Raw genomic sequence first — 19,181 nt, 5'->3', positions numbered from 1 at the left:
TTTCTATATTCCATATTCCAGAACGCCTAAGCCGGCGCGAACTGGCTGTTGTAGAGGCCGGCGTAAAAGCCGCCTTTTTCCAGGAGCTCCTCGTGGGTGCCCTGTTCGATGATGTGGCCGTCCCGCATCACCAGGATCCGGTCCGCCTCCTTGATCGTAGAGAGTCTGTGGGCCACAATAAAGCTGGTGCGGCCTTCCATCATGCTGGCAAAGGCCTGCTGGATTTTTACCTCCGTCCTGGTGTCGATGGAGGAGGTGGCCTCGTCTAAGATTAGCATGGGCGGCAGGCAGAGCATCACTCTGGTAATGCAGAGGAGCTGTTTCTGTCCCTGGGATAAGTTGCCGCCGTCCTCGGAAATGACGGTGTCGTAGCCCTGGGGCATCCTCTTAATAAAGCTGTGGGCATGGGATTTCTTCGCCGCGGCGATGATCTCCTCCTCCGTGGCCTCCGGCCTTCCGTAGGCGATATTTTCCCGGATGGTGCCGGATTTTAACCAGGTCTCCTGGAGCACCATGCCGTAGCTTTTCCGCAGGCTCTTTCTGGTGATGGAACGGATGTCCGTGCCGTCCACCTGGATGGAGCCGGAATCCACGTCGTAAAACCGCATGAGCAGGTTGATCACCGTGCTCTTTCCGCAGCCGGTGGGGCCTACAATGGCGATCCGCTGGCCCGGTTTCACAGAGAGGTTCAAATCCTCAATGAGGGACACCTCCGGATCGTAGGAGAAATTCACATTTTGCAGCTCTACCTGCCCCTCCGCGTGGGTGAGCTCCCTGGCGTCCGTCTTGTCTGCCGGGATGGCCTCCTCGTCGATGAGCTCGAACACCCTGGCCGCGGAGGCGATGGCGTTCTGCAGCTCCGTCACCACGCCGGAAATCTCGTTGAACGGTTTCGTGTACTGGTTGGCGTAGGTGAGGAACACGGAGAGCTGTCCCACGGAAAGGGCGCCGTTCACCGCCGCGAAGGCCCCAGCCACACCCACGGCGGCGTACACCAGGCCGTTTACAAACCGGGTGGCCGGGTTGGTGATGGAGGAGAAGAAAATGGCCTTCAGGCTGCAGCCTCTCAGCCTCTCATTGATCTCCTCAAACCGGACCTGGGCCTCCGTCTCCTGGCCGAAGGCCTGCACCACCTTCTGGTTGCCCAGCATCTCGTCCACCAGGGAGGTGAGTTCTCCCCTGGTCCTGGACTGGAGGCTGAACATGGAAAAGGTCCGTTTGGCGATAAAGCCCGCCACAAACAGGGAGATGGGGGTCAAAAGCACCACCACCACGGTGATAAAGGGGTTTACCGACAGCATAAAGCCCAGAGTACCGAGAATGGTCATCACTCCCGTAAACAGCTGGGTAAAGCCCATGAGCAGTCCCTCGGAAAACTGGTCAATGTCCGCGATAATGCGGCTGATAATGTCCCCGTGCTGATGGGAATCCACATATTTTAAAGGAAGGAGCTCCAGGCGGTCAAAGGCCTTTGTGCGGATGTCCTTCACCACCCGGTAGGTGATCCGGTTGTTGATATGGTTCATGAGCCACTGGGAAAGGCCGGTGACGCAGATCACAATGGCCACCTTCCGCAAAATGGCAAGCAGCCCCGGAAAGTCCACCAGCCCCTGGTCTACGATCAGGTCCACGCCTTCGCCCACCAGAATGGGGGCATACAGGGTGGTGGCCACGGTGACCACCGCCAGGCAGAGGGAGGCGGCCACCCAGAACTTATACTGGCTGATATAGCTTAAAATCCGTTTGATTGTGGCAATCTGTTTTTCTTTCATCTCACTGCACCTCCTCTGGGGAAAGCTGGGACAGGCAGATCTCCCGGTAAACCTCGCAGGAGTCCAAAAGCTCCCTGTGGGTTCCCACGCCTGCCACCTGGCCGTCGTCCAGCACCACGATCACATCGGAATTTCGCACCGTAGCCGCCCGCTGGGATACTAAAAATACGGTCATATCCCCGGTCTCCTCCTTGATGGCCCGGCGCAGCCTGGCGTCGGTGGCAAAGTCCAGGGCGGAGGCGCTGTCGTCCATGATCAGGATCTCCGGACGGCGCACCAGGGCCCTGGCGATGGTCAGGCGCTGCCGCTGGCCGCCGGAGAGATTTTTGCCCTCCTGGGTGATGAATAAATCCAGGCCCTCGCCTTTCCCATCCACAAACTCTCTGGCCTGGGCGATGTCCAGGGCGCGGTAGATTTCCTCATCCGTGGCATCCTTCCGGCCCCATTTCATATTTTCCCTCAGGGTTCCCGCAAAGAGCACGGCCCGCTGGGGCACTACGCCGATGCGGGCCCTGAGCGCCTTCACCGGCCACTCTCTCACGTCCTGGCCATCCACCAGCACGGCGCCCCGGAAGGCGTCGTAAAACCGGGGGATTAAGTTTACCAGGGTGGTCTTTCCCGAGCCGGTGCCGCCGATCACGCCCACGGTCTGGCCAGGGCGGATTTTTAAGGAAACGGCGCTTAAGGACGGCTCCTTGGAACCGCTGTAGCAGAAGTCCACGTCCCGGAACTCCACCTTATAGGGGACCGTCTCCCCGGAACCAGCCGCGGCGGAGACCGTTTCCGGAACTCTGGCTCCGTCCTTTTCCCCGATGCTGGTCTTTTCCTCAAACACCTTCTGCACCCGGCCGGCGCAGGCCAGGGCCTTGGAGATATTGATGATCAGGTTTGCCAGCTTGATCAGTTCCACCAGGATCTGAGACATATAGTTGACCAGGGCCACCACGGCGCCCTGGGTGATGATGCCCATATCCACCTGTTTTCCCGCCGTCCAGACGAGGAAAATGATGCCGCCGTTGATAATCACGTAGGTCACCGGGTTCATGAGGGCGGAAATCTTTCCCACGAACACCTGCATTCCCACCAGCTCGCTGTTTTCCCGGTCAAACCGCTCCATCTCGTCTTCCTGGCGGTTGAAGGCCCGGATGACCCGGACGCCCTCTAAGTTTTCCTTCGTAGTCAGGAGCACCCGGTCCAGCTGCCTCTGCACCTTTTTATAAAGGGGCATGGTGATGAGCATGATGCCGAACACCACCACAGACAGCAGGGGGATCACTACCACAAAGATCAGGGCGGATTTCACGTCCACGGTAAAGGCCATGATCATGGCTCCGAACACGATGAACGGGGAGCGCAGAAACAGGCGCAGGAATAAGTTCAAACCGGTCTGCACCTGGTTCACGTCGCTGGTCATCCTGGTGATCAGGGTGGAGGTGCCCACCCGGTCGATCTCCGCGTAGGATAAGCGGTTGATGTGGGCGAACAGATCGTTTCGCAGGGAGGTGGAAAATCCCACCGCCGCCTTGGCCGCGAAATACTGGGCCGTGAGGGACGCCGCCAGGCCCACCACGCCGAGAAGGACCAAAAGCCCGCCCATGCGCAGGATGTAGCCGCTGTCCCCTCTCCCGATGCCCACGTCAATGATCTGCTTTACCACCAGAGGGATGAACAGCTCAAAGGTGGCCTCCAGCATTTTAAACAGGGGGGCCAGAATGCTCTCTCTCCGGTATTCCTTCAGATATTTCAGCAATTCTCTCATATCGTCTTCTTCCCTTCGCATTTTTGCACATATGGGCTTATTCTACCAAATTTTTCATCACATCACAAGATCCTTGCCATTTTTTCTTTCGGGTGGTAGTATCTTATATCATGGGAAGTTCGGTGTCCCGCAGCGAGGAAGGGCGCAGAGCGCGGTCTGGCTCCCGGATACCGGATTGCCCCGCGCCCCGCGCGTTTTATATTATCAACGGGCCAGGCCCGTCTTTCAGGAGTGCTGTTATGATTTCTTTCTATATCCAGTGCAGGCAGATCGCCAACAAATTCACCAGGGATGAGATGACGGTTTACGCCGCCCAGGCGTCATTTTTCATCGTGCTGTCCGCCTTTCCCTTTGTGATGATGCTTATGACTGTGGTGCAGCTCATCCCCAACCTGGATGCCCAGGACGTGGGCGCCACCCTCTTAGCCCTGGTGCCGGACGTGAGGGCCATCGCCCCCCTGGTTCAGCAGGCGGTGAGCGACCTGTATACCAATTCTCCGGGAACGGTGCTCTCCATCACCATCATCGTGGCCCTGTGGTCCGCCTCCAAGGGAATGTTGGGCATGGAGCGGGGCCTAAACCGGGTCAACGAGTGTCAGATCCACCGCAGCTACCTGATGAGCCATCTGGTGTGTATGGGCTATACCCTGGTGTTTCTCCTCTCCTGCATTCTGTCCCTGCTGCTGATCGTGTTTGGAAACGCCATCCAGAGTTTCCTGGACAGCACCTTCCCCATTGTGGCGGACATCACCAGAAACATTCTTCACTTCCGCACCCTCCTTGCGGTGGTGATTCTCACCGGATGTTTCACCGGCATTTACACCTACCTGCCCCACCGGAAACTCTCCCCCCGCAGCCAGCTGCCGGGAGCGGTATTCGCCACGGCGGGATGGCTGGTGTCCTCCTTCGGTTTCTCCATCTATTTTAACCATTTCAGCCGTTTCTCCTATATGTACGGGAGCCTGACGGCGGTGATCCTTCTCATGCTGTGGATTTACCTCTGCATCTGCATCCTGTTTCTGGGGGCGGAGATCAATGTTCACCTGATGAAAATCGGGGTGCTGTAGCCCGGCTGTACCGTCAGCCAGGTTTCCCTGACACCGCAGGTTTTTCCCATACCGCAGGTTTCCCCCCATACCGAAGAAGGGGTGAGAGGAACTCCTCACACCCCGTAAATCCTTCCGAATTTCTTTTTCAGATATTCCACGTAGCAGGCGGGCTCAAACTCCTTTCCCGTCATCTCCTTTAACAGCGTCCGGCTGTCCTTTCCCTTTCCGTAGCGGTGGATGCGCTCCCGCAGATAATCCCGGATCACCTCCAGCCGTCCGGCCCGCATCAGCCCCTCCATATCCATCTCTGTCTCCATGTGGGCGTAAATCTGAGCCGCGAAGGCGCTGCCCAGGGCGTAGGAGGGGAAATAGCCGATGGAGCCCTGAGACCAGTGGATGTCCTGCAGCACCCCCTGGGAAACGGTTTCCGGGCGGATCCCCAGATATTCCTCGTACTTTTCTGCCCAGCGCTCCGGCAGCTCCTGTACGGAAATCTCCCCGGCCACCAGGACCTTCTCCAGCTCGTAGCGCACCATGATGTGAAGGCTGTAGGTCAGCTCGTCCGCCTCAATGCGGATGGGGCCCGGCTCCACCCGGTTGATGGCCCGGTAGAAGTCCTCCAGGCTCACGTCCTTTAGCTGGCTGGGAAACAGCTCCTGGAGTTTCGGATAAACCGGCTCCCAGAACGCCCGGTTCCGGCCGATCATATTTTCAAAAAACCGGGACTGGGACTCGTGCATCCCCATGGACGTCCCCTCTCCCGCCGCCGTCTGGGACAGGCTGTCGGAAATGCCCTGCTCGTAGATCCCGTGGCCGCTCTCATGGATCACGGAAAACAGGGAGTGGTCCACCCAGGAGTCGTAGTGGGTGGTCAGCCGCACATCATGATTGTGAAGGGCGGTGGTAAAGGGATGGGCGCTCACCGCCATCACTCCCCGATCAAAGTCAAAGCCCACATACTCCGCCAGGAAACGGGCCAGCTCCTCCTGCTTTTCCTCCGGATAGTCTCCCTTTAAAAAGCCGGCGGGAATCCTCTCTCCCGTCTCCCGGATCTTTCGCAACAGGGGCACCAGCTCCTGTTTCAGAAGATCGAAGAACCGGTCCAGCTTTTCCATGGAAAACCCTTCCTCAAAGTCGTCCAGCATCACGTCGTAGAGCTCCTGGCCCTCCTTTGCCTTGCAGGCGGCAAACTTCTTTTTGTAGGAAAGGATCTCCTCCAGCACCGGGGCAAACTGGGAAAAGTCCTCTGCCTCCCTGGCCTTCGCCCAGACGGAGGAGGCTCTGGCGGTGAGGCCGGTATAGGTTTCGTACTCCTCCTTCGGCAGCTTTACCAGCTCCTCCCGTTTCTTTTTTGCTGCCCGCAGGATGGCCTGCTGGTCCTCGTCCAAAGACTGGGATTCGCAGGCGTCCAAAAGCTCTCCCAGCCGTTTATCCGTCATCAGCTTAAAATAGGTGCCGGACAGCCGCTCCACGGTGCGGGCCGTCTGGTCCATGGCCGCGGGAGGCGCAAGGGTCTCATTGTCCCACTCAAAGAGGATCATGGCCTCCTCCAATGCCCTGGCCTCTGCCAGGCGTTCCTTCAATTCTTCCCATGTTTTGCTCATGTCTCGTCCTCTCTTTCCTGTTTCTGCAGTTCAGTATCCTTCCTTTTGGCGGTTTTATTCCTTTTGGGGCGGATAAAACGTGTGCGCTTGGCGCACACTGGCGGCGGAGCGCGGCTGCGCCAGCAGCCATATTCCTCCCCGCGGAGTGCGCCGCCTTTTGGAGCATTCTTATTTAACGGGAGACGCAGTTTCCTGTTAAATAAGCAAAAATCCGGCCATCTCCCGCCTTCTTTCCCGGCGGAAGATCCCGGATTTTCCACGTTCCAAAAGCTGCCCGTTTCCAGGCCGCTTTCCATATGGCTGTCTTACTTGCAGATCTTCATAAACTCGTCTGCCACGAACTTCATCTTCAGTCCCATCACAACCTGCAGAGAGGTCTTTCCGGAGCGGACAACGCCGGTGGCGCCTGCGGCTTTCAGCTTTGCCTCGTCCACAGCGTTCTGATCCTTCACTTCCAGGCGGAGACGGGTAATGCAGTGATCGGCGCTCGTCACGTTCTCCTTGCCGCCTACGCCCTCCAGCACCAGGCTGGCAATCCCTGCGTAATCATCCTCGGCCACAGCCGGGCTCACAACCGGCTCCTTCTCCTCAGCGTCGTTCTTCTTAAACATATCAAACATCTGTCATTTCCTCCTTCTTCTTTTCCATCAAATTTCTATTTCTTCTCCGGTATATTCATCGGTGTCATTTCTCACTTTCTTATATATCAAAGAGGAAGGGGTTCGTCAACGATTTTTCTGCGGTTTTGAAAATTTCTACGATTTTCACAAAAAAAGAAAATTATTTTCTTTTAAACCATTTCTTTTATCAGTTCTATGAAACGGAGCATAGACAGAGTTTTCTCCACATTTTTGTGACAGGTGCATACGGCGGTAATTTTGTCAGAGACGGGGAAGGAATGAATCAGATATCCTGCCTCCTCAAGTGCAAAATCCTCTCCTCATCCAGCCCCCGCAGAACCTCCACTGCCATCCTGACAGTCTGTTCGATATCGTCCTTCAAACAAAAGTTATAGTGGCTGTGTACATAACGGCAGGGGATTCCAAGTACCAGTGTAGGAACCGCTTTCCCCGATAAACTGATTTTCCCCGCATTGGTGCTGCCGCCTCTTCTTACGGTGTCCTGATATGGGATTTTCTTGCCGTCGCCCAATTCATGGGCGTATTCCAGAAAGGCGGGATTGGTAATATAGCTTCTGTCCATGCAGCGGATTTGCGTCCCCTTTCCCATGGCTCCCTGAGATTTTTCTCTCCCATAGTAAAAGTCATCCGCAGGAGAGCCTTCAAACACAATCGCCAGATCCGGCTGCACGCGGGCAGCTGTCACCTGCGCCCCTCTTGTCCCCACTTCCTCCTGGGCGGCAAAGGCGCCAACTACCTCCACTGCCAGATCGCCGGCTGACTCCTGCAATGCCTTTAACGTCTGAATCACGCAGGCGCAGCCCATCCGGTTATCAAAGGCTTTCCCAAAGCAAAGCCCTCTTTTCTCATCGTAATCAAAGGAGACCTCCGGGGCCGCCGGGTCGCCTATGTGGATTCCCAGTTCCTCCACCTCTTTTCTGCTGGAAACCCCCACATCAATATACATCTCCTGTATATCTAAGGGGCTGCTTTTTTCCTTTTCTGTCATAAAATGCACCGGACGGGACGTAATAATTCCCCGTACCTTATTCCCGTTTCTGGTGCGGATCAAAAGGGTGTGGGCCGGAAGGCTGGAGAGATCCATTCCTCCCAGCATAATCATATTCAAAAGGCCGTTGTCCATGATTCCCTGAACCATGAACCCACATTCATCCGTATGGGCATCCAGCATCACTACAGGCCGTTTAAACTCCACATCGCTCTTATGCTTTACATACACGTTGTTCATCCCGTCCCAGGATACGTCCATACCGCCACAGTATTTCCTGATTACCCTGACAACCTCTTCCTCAAATCCGCTTGGTCCGAAAGCGTTGGTCAACTCTCTCAGCAATTCGATATCAATCATGCTCATATGTCCCTCTTTTCAAAAGAATCACACCTTCCATCCGAATCTCCTCTTTCGCCAGCACCGTATCCAATTCCATATCCGGCCCATGGCTGGCCAGTTGCCTTCCGTAATATCATCTTCGATCTAAACCTCTCACGGATCAGCAGCCGGCCTTATAATAATCCGGAATCACACTCTGGTGATAGGCTTTTGCATCTTGCCTTAAACGTTCATCCAATAACAAATCCAGGCCCGTCATCGCTAACCCCTTGGCTCCTTTCACACAGATTTCATCTGCCTGGGGAAGAACCGCCGCTGCCGCATACTGAGCAGAATGGGCGCGGATACTCTCATCATCCGTGATGGAAAGATAATCGTGAATCGCCGGGATCTTGATGGAAACATTGCCAATATCCGAGGAACCAAATAATTTCCCCGGCTCCGGCAAGCACATCTTGATTCCAAGCCTTTCCATGTTGCCCTGAAAGGCCATGCAGACTGGAAGGCATGGATAACGCTCCGCGTAAACCGGCCTTTCCTTTATACTGGCCTTGGCACCGGTCAGGCTCTCCGCCCGTCTGATGCAGCCTTTGATCAGCTCCACCAGCTCCAGCAAGCGTTTTTTCGTTTCCGCTCTCACGCAGAACTCCGCCCTGGCAAGTTCCGGAATAATATTTGCAGCCACTCCGCCTTCTAAAATAACTCCATTTACATTATCCTGAACCTCAAAAACAGGGCGCAACATATCAATCTGGTTAAATACACTGATTACCGCGTTCAATGCGTTGATGCCAAGCGCCGGCACCGAGGAATGGGCTGCCTTCCCCGTAAAACTCACCTCCAAAGAGCTGCTGGCCCTTCCTCCCCTGTTGATATAATTGTATTTTTCGCCGCCCCCTGTGGGGTGCATCATCAGGGCAAAATCTACGCCCTCAAACCCGCCCCGTTCTAACAGGATCGCCTTTCCAGCCCCGCCTTCTTCCGCTGGGGTACCGATCAGTTTTACTTCGCCGGCAATCTGGTTTTGCTCCATTACTTTTAACAAGCCCAAAAACGCTCCTGCCCCACAGGCAGCGATCACATTATGTCCGCAGCCGTGACCAATGCCTGGAAGGGCGTCGTATTCGGCCAGGAACGCGATGACCGGCCCCCCTGTTCCGATCTTCCGTTCCGCTTTCAGCGCAGTTGGAATGCCACAGTATCCGCTTTCTGTCTGTATCCCATATTTTCCCAGAAAGCTACTGATAAACTCCACTGCCTTGTGTTCCTGAAAGCCCAATTCCGGATTGTCATGGATGGAGTGGGAGAGCTGTATCAGGTCCTCCCTTGCCTGATCCACCGCTGTTTCAATTTCCTTCTTTACCGTTTCTTTTTCTGCTGCCATACTGATCTTCCTCTCCTCATTTCTGAAAATCATGGTAAACCTTCGGCCATGGCCAAACTGCTACAGCAAATGACACGCTGCGAAATGCCCTGGCTCAATTTCTTTCAGCTGTGGTTTTTCTCTGCCGCAGCGTTCCGTCCGGTAGGGGCAGCGATCACTGAAACTGCAGCCCTTTGGAAACTCCAGAGGGCTTGGGATTTCTCCCTCTGCCTCGATCTCCTCCACAAGGGGCTTCTCTCCCACCGTAGGCACTGCGGAAAACAACACCTTCGTATAGGGATGGAGAGGATTTCCAAAGACAGCGTGCCGGTCTCCCATCTCCACAATTCCGCCCAAATACATCACTCCCAGCCGGTCGCTGATATGCCGCACGACCGAGAGGTCATGGGCGATAAACAGATAGGAGAAACCGAACTCATCCTTTAAATCCATCAGCAGGTTCAAAATCTGCGCCTGAATGGAAACATCCAGCGCCGAAACCGGTTCATCGGCAATAATAAACTCCGGATTCACTGCCAAAGCCCTGGCGATGCCGATGCGCTGCCTCTGCCCTCCTGAAAACTGGTGGGGATAACGGCCTGCCTGCTCCGGTCTGAGTCCGACCCGTTCCATCAGCTCATGACAGCGTTTTCTGGCATCTTCCTTGGTCTTTACAATGCCGTGAAACAGCATCGGTTCCATGATAATCTCCTCCACCCGCTGCCTTGGGTTCAGGGACGCATAGGGGTCCTGGAAAATCATCTGCATACTTTTCCGGTAAGGCAGCAGCTCACGGCCGCTTAAATGGCTGATATCCTTTCCTTTATAAAATATCTGCCCCTTTGTGGGTTCCAAAAGGCGGATCACCGTCCTGGCCGTAGTGGATTTTCCGCAGCCGCTCTCTCCCACAAGGCTGAATACCTCTCCTTTTTTAATCTCAAAATCAACGGAATTGACGGCGTGAACCACCTTATCCGCTTTCACCAGCTTTCCATTTTCAATCCGCAGCGACTGGAGAAACCCTTTGGTAAGGTGAAATTCCTGACACAGCCCTTTTACCTCAATTAATTTTTCCTCTCCCATTATTCCACCTCTCCTTCCGCCTTTTCCCTGATCAATGGAAAATGACAAGCAGCCTTATGCCCCGGCGCGATCTCTCTCATCTGCGGCTGTTGGCTCCTGCAGATCTCCTGGCAGTATTTGCATCTTGGCGCAAAATAACATCCGGCAGGCAGATCGAACATATTGGGAACCATGCCCGGAATAAAGTCCAGGCGCTCCCTGTCCTCATACAGCTTAGGGATTGAATTTAACAGCCCCTCCGTATAGGGGTGAGCGTTTCTCTTAATTACATCCTCCGTTGTTCCCGTTTCCACCAGCTTGCCGCAGTACATCACGTTGATCTTATCCACCATACGGGATACCACCGCTAAATCATGGGTAATTAAGATCAGCGCCGTATGATTCTCCCGCACCAGCTTTTTCATCAGCTTTAAAATCTGTTCCTGAATGGTAACGTCCAGCGCCGTGGTTGGCTCGTCCGCAATTAACAGCTTTGGATTGGTAGCCAGGGCAATGGCGATGATAACCCTCTGGCGCATACCGCCGGAAAACTGGTTGGGATACTCCCTCAGCCGTTCCTTGGGATTGGGGATGCCTACCGCGGACAGCAGCTCGATACACCGCTCTTTCCGCTGGGCCTTGCTCATCCCTGGTTCATGGAGAATCAGCACCTCCTCCATCTGTTTCTGAATGGTATATAAGGGATTTAAAGAGGTCATAGGGTCTTGGAATACCATGGAAATATCCTTTCCCCGTATCTTTGTCATCTCCTTTTCCCCAGCTCTTGTCAAATCCTTGCCGTCAAAAAGAATTTGCTCCGCCTCCACTACCCCCGGCGGTTCCACCAATTTCAACAGGGAAAAGCTGGTTACGGATTTTCCACTTCCGGATTCCCCTACAATTCCCAGAATCTCTCCCGGCTTAATTTCGAAACTGACGTCGTCTACCGCCTTCACCACGCCTTTAAAGGTGTGAAAATATGTTTTCAGGCCTTTTACCTCTAATAAATTTTTCTCAGACATAAAGCGCCTCCTACTTCAAATTGGGATTCAGTTCATCTCTTAGGAAATCGCCTAACAGATTGATTCCAAATACAATCAGCATGATATAAAGGCCCGGAAATACCGCCGCCCACCACAGGCCGGAAAACAGCACGTCAAAGCCGGTTTTTACCAAAAGCCCAAGGGAAGGCTTGGTAATGGGGACTCCCACGCCCAGGAAACTTAAAGTGGCCTCTGTCAATATAAAGCTACCCACCTGAATCGTAGCCAGCACGATAACGGAATTTATCACATTTGGAAGGATATGTTTTAAAATAATCTTCTGATTCGGCAACCCGATGATTCTGGCGGCCTCCACATACTCCATCTTCTTGACAGAAAGAGTTTCGCCCCGAACGGTTCTTGCGTAAGTCACCCAGCCCACCATGGTCAGCGCAACCAAAAGTTTCCCAACGCCCCTTCCGAAGACCGACATGATAAACAGGGCGATCAGCATAGAGGGAAACGAAAGCTGCACGTCCGCCACTCTCATGATGAACGCATCCACCTTTCCCCCATAATACCCGGCGATCAAGCCCAATGTGGTTCCGATCAGGCAAGAGGCCATTGCCCCCACAAGGCCGATCATCATGGAACTGGCACTTCCATAAATAATGGCGCTGAAAATGTCACGTCCCTGGGCGTCGGTTCCAAGCAAAAATCCAGCCTTTCCTCCGTCCTGCCAGATCGGCGGAAGATAAGAATCCGCCAAATCAATCTGCGTAAGATCATAGGGATTTTGAGGGGCAAAAAAGCGGCCGAATACCACGATAAATATGGCGATTGCTACTAAGATGCTACCGATGATCGCCGGTACATTCTTTTTATAGTGGTAAAAAAATTCTGATTTCAAAAATTGCTCCCAGCCGCTGTTTTTTTCATGTTTCTCTTTACGTTCCATACCGTCACCTCAATTCAATTCTCGGATCAATCAGCGTATATAAGATGTCCACAATAAAATTCAGTACCACAAACATACAGGCCGCAGCCATCAAATACGCTACGATAATGGGCCTGTCCGACTTGTTGATTGCGTCAATTAACAGCTTTCCCATACCGGGCCAGGCAAAAATAGTTTCCGTAATAGTGGTAAACGCAACCATATTTCCCAAATCCAGTCCAAATACCGTGATCACGGGAACCAAAGCGTTTTTTAACGCATGGCCAAACAAAAGCGCCTTAGCGGGAACGCCCTTAGCCCTTGCGTACTTAATGTAATCCTGGCGCATATTTTCCAATATTCCCGACCGGGTCAGGCGTATCATGGTGGCTGTATTGGTCAAAGCCAGGGTTACAGCCGGAAGGATAATATACCGGATTCCGCCAGGCGCGAAAATGCTAAGCTGCACCCCCAGCACCGGAATCGTATCCCCTCTTCCGGATGCCGGCAGACAGCGGAATATAACGGCAAAAATGTAAATCATCATCATTCCCATCCAGAAAGAGGGAAGGGAAATACCCAGAATGGAACCGGACATGATGAATTTGCTGAGGGCGCGTTTCGGATAAGCGCCCGCGTAAACGCCGAGGGGAATCGCAATCAAAAGCACCAGCGCTGCCGCCACCGCAACCAGCTCTAACGTGGCCGGCATCCGCTCTACAATCAGCCCCATTGCCGGCAGTCCATATGTATAGGACTTGCCGAAATCACCGTGAAGGACAGATTTCAAAAAAATAGCATACTGCACATAGAGGGGCTTGTTCAGGCCCAAACGGATTCTTGCGGCTTCGATTTCTTCCAGGGTTGCATCTTCCGGAACCAGCATATCCACTGGATCCCCTATAAAATTCGTCATAAGAAACACCAGAACGGACACTATCAGCAGCACCGCCATCATCTGTGCAAACCGTTTTATCACATATTTAATCACTATCTCTCACCTCTTAATTAAAAAGTGTGCGCTTGGCGCACACTCGCACCGGAGCGCGGCTGCGCCAGCAGCCAGTTCCCTTGGCGCGCGTGCGCCTCCTTGCGGAGCATTTTCATTTAACAGGAAACGCCGTTTCCTGTTAAATGAAAATGGGAGCCGCACATACATTCTGCGGCTCCCTCTGCAAACACGTTCAAACGTTTCTACCGATAAGAAAACTCCCACGCAAATACATACTTATTCATTCGTGGAGTATAATCCAGGGTATCCTTAATCGCGTATGTGTCCTGCTCAAAATGCAGTGGAATATACGCGAAATCATCTCTTGCAATCTGATCTGCCGAAGCGATGATTTCTGCCCGCTTGCCTTCATCCGGTTCCATGTATGCCTGATCAATCAGCGCGTCAACTTCCGCGTTAGAATAATGTCCTCTGTTGACAGTTCCAACGCCTGTCTCACGATCAAATGTATACAGCATATCATGCAGCAGGGACAGACCGTCGCCGGAGGCATCGGACCATCCAGTCATTAAGAGCATGGAATTGTTCTCTGCGGGTTTGATATAGCTGAAGAAATTTGATTTCGGCATCAGATTCAGGTTTACCTTAATTCCGACTTTCTCAAAATATCCGGCAACTGCCTGCGCGATCTGATCGTCGTTCATATAACGGTCATTGGGCGCGTCTAAGGTCACTTCAAAGCCATCCGGATATCCGGCTTCCGCCAACAGCTCTTTGGCTCGCTCCGGGTCATAGGCCTTTCGCTCCACTTCCTGATATCCCACATAGTTCTCCGGAACAATCGAGTTCATTTCAAAAGCGCAGCCGTTCATAATATTCTTAATGATCGTAGCTTCATCAATGGCAAGATACATTGCCTCGCGGACTCTAGCATCCGACATGGGATTTTTCTGGCCTGGAAACAGGGGAGAATCTTCACGGCTGTCTAAATTCAAATAGATTTCACGAAGTCCCTTCTGTTTCAGCACGCTGATTCCATCCGTGCTTTCCAGACGGTCAATATCTCTTACGGAAATGTCGATGGTGAAGTCAACCTCTCCGGTCAGCATGGTGGCGGTTCTGGTAGCTTCATTGGTAATGGGGCGGAAACGGACATTCTTGATTGCCGGTACCTCTCCCCAGTAATCCTCATTTGCCACCATATCAATGTGATCCTCCTTCACCTGCTCCACAAACTTATAGCGCCCGGTGCCTACCACGTTGGCCGCAATTTCCTCTTCTGTCTTGCCCTCTACATTTTCCTTCTTTAAAATATAAATCTGAGCTACATTAAACAGCATCAGCGGATTGGGTTTCTCTGTCTTAATCACAACCGTCTTTTCATCCGGTGCCTCTACGGAGGAAAACGTGCTTGTGTAGCCGCTGTAGGCTGACGGAGAATCAGGGTTAGAGGCTGTTTCAATGGAAGCCAGCACATCTGCGGAATCCAGCACCTCGCCGTCGTGGAATTTAACCCCATCTCTTAAATGGAAGGTCCAGGTCAGCGCATCCTCTGACTGCTCCCAGCTTTCTGCCAGACACGGCTCGAAGGACATATCCGGCGCCTGGGAAACCAGTCCTTCATACATATGAAGCATGACCTGATTGGTAGGTCCCTCATCGTAGCGGTATGGGTCCATAGACAGAATATCGGATGACAGGGCAATGACCAGACTGTCGTTTCCTTCCGCTCCTCCAGCCTCTGCCGTTCCCTCTGAAACGGATGTGCTCTCCCCAGATGTAGACGGGGTTTGGGAACCGCCGCAGCCTGCAAGACATCCGGAAACCGCCATAATCGCTGCCATCAGCAGACAAATTTTCTTTTTCATCATACTTCTCCTCCTCTTTCATTTATTCCCTCTGCTAAAAAAGCAAAGGCGCATCCTCTCCTTATATTATGGAAGCACCTTTGCTCTGATAAAATTTTTGCACTTTTTATAAAAAAGTCAACAGATTTCTTAAAAATTACGCGGCTTTTTCATCTAAAATTTTCCCCTTTTGTCAATTTAGGTTGATTAATTTTTATATAATCTATATAATTAGCCTAATAGGAGGTTCACAGCTTATGAAGAAATTATTGGTCCTAACAAATAATCTTGCTGCTAAAATCGGCATTGTCTCTTATATCTCATCCATTTTTAAAAACTGCCTGGAAATTTCTTCCGCACGGATTACCCAAATTACCCCTGAAGATTTGTCCGGCGTGTATTGCATCCTTTATTCATCCTGCGAAGTTCAAAAAAATCTGCCATTCCCAGTTCCAGAGAGCATCGTCCAGCTGGTCTGCAAGCGAACGCTGAATCACAATTATCTCCAAGAAATACTGGAAATTCCACCCAATTCCTCTGTGTACCTGGTCAATGACACGGAGCGGACCGCCCGCGAAGTAATCGCACAGCTGATCGAATACGGGTTTTCCCAATACCATTTTTTCCCGTGGTGGCCCGGCTGCCCCTCTTCCAATGAGGAAATCCGCTATGCTGTAACTCCCGGCGAAGCCCATCTGACCCCTGATTTCATCCATAAAGTAATCGACATCCGAAACAGAATTGTGGATCTGTCCACCATAAACGAGATCATCACCTGTTTCGGTTTTCCCATCAGTCTAGCCGATGAAATCACAAAAAACTACTTAAACCACATTGTTCAGATGCACCAGCTGACCAATCGCCAGGAAACCCGTATTCTTGACTTAAAAATGATCGTTTCCATGATGATCGAAAACAGTTCTGAGGGACTTTGCCTTTTAAATGAATCTGGAACGATCTTTCTGGTCAATACGGAATTTCGCCGAGTGAATGAATATCTGGAAACGCAGCTGACCGTTTCGGATGTGAAGGCATTTTTGAGGGAACTGGCCGCCTCTCCCTCGGCCATGGATGTCCCCCTTCCCGCCTCCCTTCACCTGTGGGTGCAGCATTTTGGCAGCGCTCACGGTGAAAAAATCTATTTGATACACACCGCATCCTCCCAGCCGCCGGAAATCACAGAAATCAATGAGGATATGAACTGGTTTGACTTTAGCCATTTCTCCTCCGTAAATCCGCTGCACCTTCAGATGCTTGAAAAAGCCAAACGGTTCTCTCTCCACGATTTTCCGATTGTGATACAAGGAGAAACCGGCACACAGAAAGAGCAGCTCGCCCAGTCCATTCACCGGAACTCCAAACGCCGCAACGGACCGTTTGTCACCTTAAATATTTCAGCCATGACGGCGGATTCTTTAGAGGCCAGGTTTCTTGGCGCTGGAGGCGAACAAGGTATTTTCTCAGCCGCAAAGGGAGGGACGCTGGTTCTAAGCGGTTTAGAGCACAGCAGCATGGACGTTCAGCTCACCCTCTGCCAGCTGCTAAAACAGGGGAGCCGCGGCCCGATGGTTTCCCCTTCCTTTCATCCGCTTAACCTCCGGGTGATCACCCTTTCCACGGTTGACTTATATGATCTCGTGTGCAAAGGCTTATTTTTGGGGGAATTGTTCTTTTTACTGAATCACGCCTCGCTGAACATGATCCCTCTGCGCAGCCGCAGGGAGGATATTCCTAACTTAGCGAAACGATTTTTATGTTCTGAGGAATTGTCCTTTACAGAGAGTCTTTCTGACTTTTTAATGAGATATGAATGGCCTGGGAATATTCAGGAGTTTCAAAATCTGTGCCGCTATTTTTCCTGCCTCTATAGTCAAAAGCCGCTTACGTTAAACGCTCTGCCTGATTATATCTTAAGCCAGCTGCGCAAAACCCAGCCGCAGCTGACTGTATCGGAGAAACAAATATTGATTCTCATATGCGACAACCCGAAAATCGGCCGAAACAAAATCCAAAAGTTTCTGGAATCAGAGGACATCCATCTTTCCGAAGGAGCCATCCGCAATGTGCTGTCACATTTAGCTGCTCTTAAATATATCCGCGTCCACCGCACGCGCGGCGGATGCGAGGCAACGGAATACGGGCAGATTGCGCGTTCTTCCATACTGGAACTACCGGTCTGAGATCTCAGTCAGATAATCCGCAAACTGAAATCCCTTAAAACGGACATCTAAAAAAGTGTGCCTCCTTGCGGAGCATTTTTATTTAACAGGAAACACAGCTTCCTGTTAAATAGAAAAAGCGGGACAGAGCCTTTCGCTCCATCCCACTTTCTCTGGTTCTGAAAGGGATTTAAACAGCAGCTTTCCGCTTACTTGCAGAGTTTCTTAAACTCGTCAGCCACAAACTGCACCTTCGTTCCCACAATGACCTGAACTGCGGTCTTGCTGGGACGGATTACTCCGGCCACGCCTGCGGATTTGATCTTCTTCTCATTTACGAGGGCCTGATCCTTTACCTCCAGACGGAGACGGGTAATGCAGTTGTCGATGGTGGTCACGTTTCCGGAACCGCCCACGCCTTCCAGGATGATGCGGGCGATCTCCGTATAGTCATCATTGGCAAGGGTGGCCTTCTCCTCGTCCAGATCCTCGTCCTCACGTCCCGGCGTCTTGAAATTGAAGGCGCTGATCATGAAACGGAATACCAGGTAGAATACGATGAAAGCCGCGATGCCGAGAGGAATGATTAAAATGGTGTTGGCCGCCGCTGGAAGGCTTGCGGAGAATACCAGGTCGGTCAGTCCGGCAGAGAAGGAGAATCCTGCGCGGAACCCAAGGGCTACGGTCACAGTGGTGAACACGCCGTACAGCAGGGCGTATACCAGGTACAGGCCCGGAGCCAGGAACATGAACGCAAACTCAAAGGGCTCGGTCACGCCGCAGACAAAGGCTGCGATGGCCGCGGAACCCACCAGACCGAAGGCAATGGCTCTCTTTTCCTTTTTCGCGCACTGCACGATCGCCAGGGCGGCGCCGGGGATACCGAACATCATGCAGGGGAAGAAACCTGCCATGTACATACCAAGGCTCCAGGTAACGCCGTTCTGACCCATCACGTCACCAGCCCAGAAGTGGCTCAGATCGCCGATGCCGATGGTGTCGAACCAGAACACGTTGTTTAACGCGTGGTGCAGGCCGAAGGGGATCAGCAGACGGTTCAGGAAGGCGTAAATGCCGGCTCCCACCGCGTCCAGACCCATGATGGCCTCGCCCAGGGCTACCAGGGCGCCGAATACAACGGGCCATACGAAGAACAGGATCGCTGCCACGATGATGGATACCACCGCGGTGACAATGGCCACGCAGCGCTTTCCGGAGAAGAAGGACAGCCAATCCGGCAGTTTCGTGTTTTTAAACTTGTTGTAGCAGATGGAGCCGATCACACCAGCCAGAATGCCGATGAACTGGGTCTCGATCTTGCTGAAGGACATATCCACTGCCTCCACTGCGACGCCGGTCAGGGTGGCTACCACGGAGGGGTTCAACAGCTTTGTGATCATCAGCCAGGATACCAGTCCGGCCAGTCCGGCGGTACCGTCGTTGTCATTGGAAAGGCCCACGGCCACGCCTACGGCAAACAGCCAGGACATATTGTCAATCAGAGCTCCGCCGGCTTTTACCAGGAAGAATCCGATCACCGGAAGGGTTCCGGTAATGTCTCCGCCCTGCATGGATTCCGGGCAGAGCCAGTAGCCGATTCCCATAAGGATACCACAGATGGGCAGGCAGGCTACGGGAAGCATCAACGCTTTACCTAGTCTCTGTAAATATTTCATACTATACCTCCTTAAAATGATGATAAATCCCTTTCTGTATCTTTCAG

General features: G+C 52.7%; 14 protein-coding genes. 2 read left to right on the top strand and 12 right to left on the bottom strand.

Translation table 11 applies throughout. The features are described from left to right. Window positions 1-26: 26 nt before the first annotated feature. Both B5E84_RS05740 and B5E84_RS05735 read right to left on the bottom strand, forming a co-directional pair. Window positions 27-1,772 carry an ABC transporter ATP-binding protein gene (locus B5E84_RS05740; protein ID WP_087220530.1) on the bottom strand — a complete coding sequence of 582 codons (1,746 nt, stop codon included), beginning with the start codon at window positions 1,770-1,772 and terminating at the stop codon, window positions 27-29. Window position 1,773: 1 nt separating this feature from the next. Then, window positions 1,774-3,531 carry an ABC transporter ATP-binding protein gene (locus tag B5E84_RS05735; protein WP_087220527.1) on the bottom strand — a complete coding sequence of 586 codons (1,758 nt, stop codon included), beginning with the start codon at window positions 3,529-3,531 and terminating at the stop codon, window positions 1,774-1,776. 239 nt (window positions 3,532-3,770) lie between these two features. Here B5E84_RS05735 and B5E84_RS05730 point away from each other — a divergent pair, with 239 nt between their 5' ends. After that, window positions 3,771-4,598: a YihY/virulence factor BrkB family protein gene (locus B5E84_RS05730; protein WP_087220524.1), complete on the top strand. Its 828-nt coding sequence runs from the start codon at window positions 3,771-3,773 to the stop codon at window positions 4,596-4,598. A 95-nt stretch (window positions 4,599-4,693) separates the two neighbouring features. Here B5E84_RS05730 and B5E84_RS05725 read toward each other — a convergent pair whose 3' ends face one another. The 9 genes from B5E84_RS05725 to B5E84_RS05680 all read right to left on the bottom strand — a co-directional run bounded on the left by B5E84_RS05725 (window position 4,694) and on the right by B5E84_RS05680 (window position 15,323). Next, the gene (locus B5E84_RS05725) at window positions 4,694-6,184 is read right to left on the bottom strand and encodes a carboxypeptidase M32 (protein ID WP_087220520.1); all 1,491 of its coding nucleotides are present in this window, start codon (window positions 6,182-6,184) and stop codon (window positions 4,694-4,696) included. 305 nt (window positions 6,185-6,489) lie between these two features. Beyond that, window positions 6,490-6,804: a PTS sugar transporter subunit IIB gene (locus tag B5E84_RS05715; protein ID WP_087220514.1), complete on the bottom strand. Its 315-nt coding sequence runs from the start codon at window positions 6,802-6,804 to the stop codon at window positions 6,490-6,492. Window positions 6,805-7,087: 283 nt separating this feature from the next. Beyond that, a complete protein-coding gene (locus tag B5E84_RS05710; RefSeq protein ID WP_087220722.1) occupies window positions 7,088-8,173 on the bottom strand; it encodes a M42 family metallopeptidase in 1,086 nt (361 codons plus the stop codon). Window positions 8,174-8,315: 142 nt separating this feature from the next. After that, window positions 8,316-9,539 (bottom strand): M20 family metallopeptidase, encoded by a 1,224-nt coding sequence (locus tag B5E84_RS05705; protein ID WP_087220720.1) that lies wholly within the window; start codon window positions 9,537-9,539, stop codon window positions 8,316-8,318. A 60-nt stretch (window positions 9,540-9,599) separates the two neighbouring features. After that, entirely contained in the window at window positions 9,600-10,601 is a 1,002-nt protein-coding gene (locus B5E84_RS05700; RefSeq protein WP_087220511.1) for an ABC transporter ATP-binding protein, read from the bottom strand. After that, a complete protein-coding gene (locus tag B5E84_RS05695) occupies window positions 10,601-11,602 on the bottom strand; it encodes an ABC transporter ATP-binding protein (protein ID WP_087220508.1) in 1,002 nt (333 codons plus the stop codon). Before B5E84_RS05695 ends, B5E84_RS05700 begins: the two co-directional genes overlap by 1 nt. A gap of 10 nt (window positions 11,603-11,612) precedes the next feature. Next, the gene (locus B5E84_RS05690; RefSeq protein WP_242963311.1) at window positions 11,613-12,473 is read right to left on the bottom strand and encodes an ABC transporter permease; all 861 of its coding nucleotides are present in this window, start codon (window positions 12,471-12,473) and stop codon (window positions 11,613-11,615) included. Window positions 12,474-12,525: 52 nt separating this feature from the next. Further along, window positions 12,526-13,491 carry an ABC transporter permease gene (locus B5E84_RS05685; protein WP_087220501.1) on the bottom strand — a complete coding sequence of 322 codons (966 nt, stop codon included), beginning with the start codon at window positions 13,489-13,491 and terminating at the stop codon, window positions 12,526-12,528. Window positions 13,492-13,694: 203 nt separating this feature from the next. Beyond that, a complete protein-coding gene (locus B5E84_RS05680; RefSeq protein ID WP_242963310.1) occupies window positions 13,695-15,323 on the bottom strand; it encodes an ABC transporter substrate-binding protein in 1,629 nt (542 codons plus the stop codon). 233 nt (window positions 15,324-15,556) lie between these two features. Between B5E84_RS05680 and B5E84_RS05675 the strand changes: the two genes are divergently transcribed. Continuing rightward, entirely contained in the window at window positions 15,557-17,479 is a 1,923-nt protein-coding gene (locus B5E84_RS05675) for a sigma 54-interacting transcriptional regulator (RefSeq protein WP_087220498.1), read from the top strand. A gap of 188 nt (window positions 17,480-17,667) precedes the next feature. Here B5E84_RS05675 and nagE read toward each other — a convergent pair whose 3' ends face one another. After that, window positions 17,668-19,134 carry an N-acetylglucosamine-specific PTS transporter subunit IIBC gene (gene nagE / locus B5E84_RS05670; protein WP_087220495.1) on the bottom strand — a complete coding sequence of 489 codons (1,467 nt, stop codon included), beginning with the start codon at window positions 19,132-19,134 and terminating at the stop codon, window positions 17,668-17,670. Window positions 19,135-19,181: the final 47 nt, after the last annotated feature.

The sequence above is a fragment of the Lachnoclostridium sp. An14 genome, from assembly GCF_002160755.1.
GTDB lineage: Bacteria > Bacillota > Clostridia > Lachnospirales > Lachnospiraceae > Lachnoclostridium_A.
The sequence above is the reverse complement of the archived record's forward strand: the minus strand, read 5'-3'. Positions and strand labels throughout refer to the sequence as shown.

Excerpts from the sequence above, each read along its gene's own strand:
- B5E84_RS05675 (WP_087220498.1), top strand. The coding sequence starts at position 15,557 with ATGAAGAAATTATTGGTCCTAACAAATAATCTTGCTGCTAAAATCGGC.
- B5E84_RS05730 (WP_087220524.1), top strand. The coding sequence starts at position 3,771 with ATGATTTCTTTCTATATCCAGTGCAGGCAGATCGCCAACAAATTCACC.
- B5E84_RS05740 (WP_087220530.1), bottom strand. The coding sequence starts at position 1,772 with ATGAAAGAAAAACAGATTGCCACAATCAAACGGATTTTAAGCTATATC.
- B5E84_RS05735 (WP_087220527.1), bottom strand. The coding sequence starts at position 3,531 with ATGAGAGAATTGCTGAAATATCTGAAGGAATACCGGAGAGAGAGCATT.
- B5E84_RS05705 (WP_087220720.1), bottom strand. The coding sequence starts at position 9,539 with ATGGCAGCAGAAAAAGAAACGGTAAAGAAGGAAATTGAAACAGCGGTG.
- B5E84_RS05715 (WP_087220514.1), bottom strand. The coding sequence starts at position 6,804 with ATGTTTGATATGTTTAAGAAGAACGACGCTGAGGAGAAGGAGCCGGTT.
- nagE (WP_087220495.1), bottom strand. The coding sequence starts at position 19,134 with ATGAAATATTTACAGAGACTAGGTAAAGCGTTGATGCTTCCCGTAGCC.
- B5E84_RS05700 (WP_087220511.1), bottom strand. The coding sequence starts at position 10,601 with ATGGGAGAGGAAAAATTAATTGAGGTAAAAGGGCTGTGTCAGGAATTT.
- B5E84_RS05695 (WP_087220508.1), bottom strand. The coding sequence starts at position 11,602 with ATGTCTGAGAAAAATTTATTAGAGGTAAAAGGCCTGAAAACATATTTT.
- B5E84_RS05725 (WP_087220520.1), bottom strand. The coding sequence starts at position 6,184 with ATGAGCAAAACATGGGAAGAATTGAAGGAACGCCTGGCAGAGGCCAGG.
- B5E84_RS05710 (WP_087220722.1), bottom strand. The coding sequence starts at position 8,173 with ATGATTGATATCGAATTGCTGAGAGAGTTGACCAACGCTTTCGGACCA.
- B5E84_RS05680 (WP_242963310.1), bottom strand. The coding sequence starts at position 15,323 with ATGATGAAAAAGAAAATTTGTCTGCTGATGGCAGCGATTATGGCGGTT.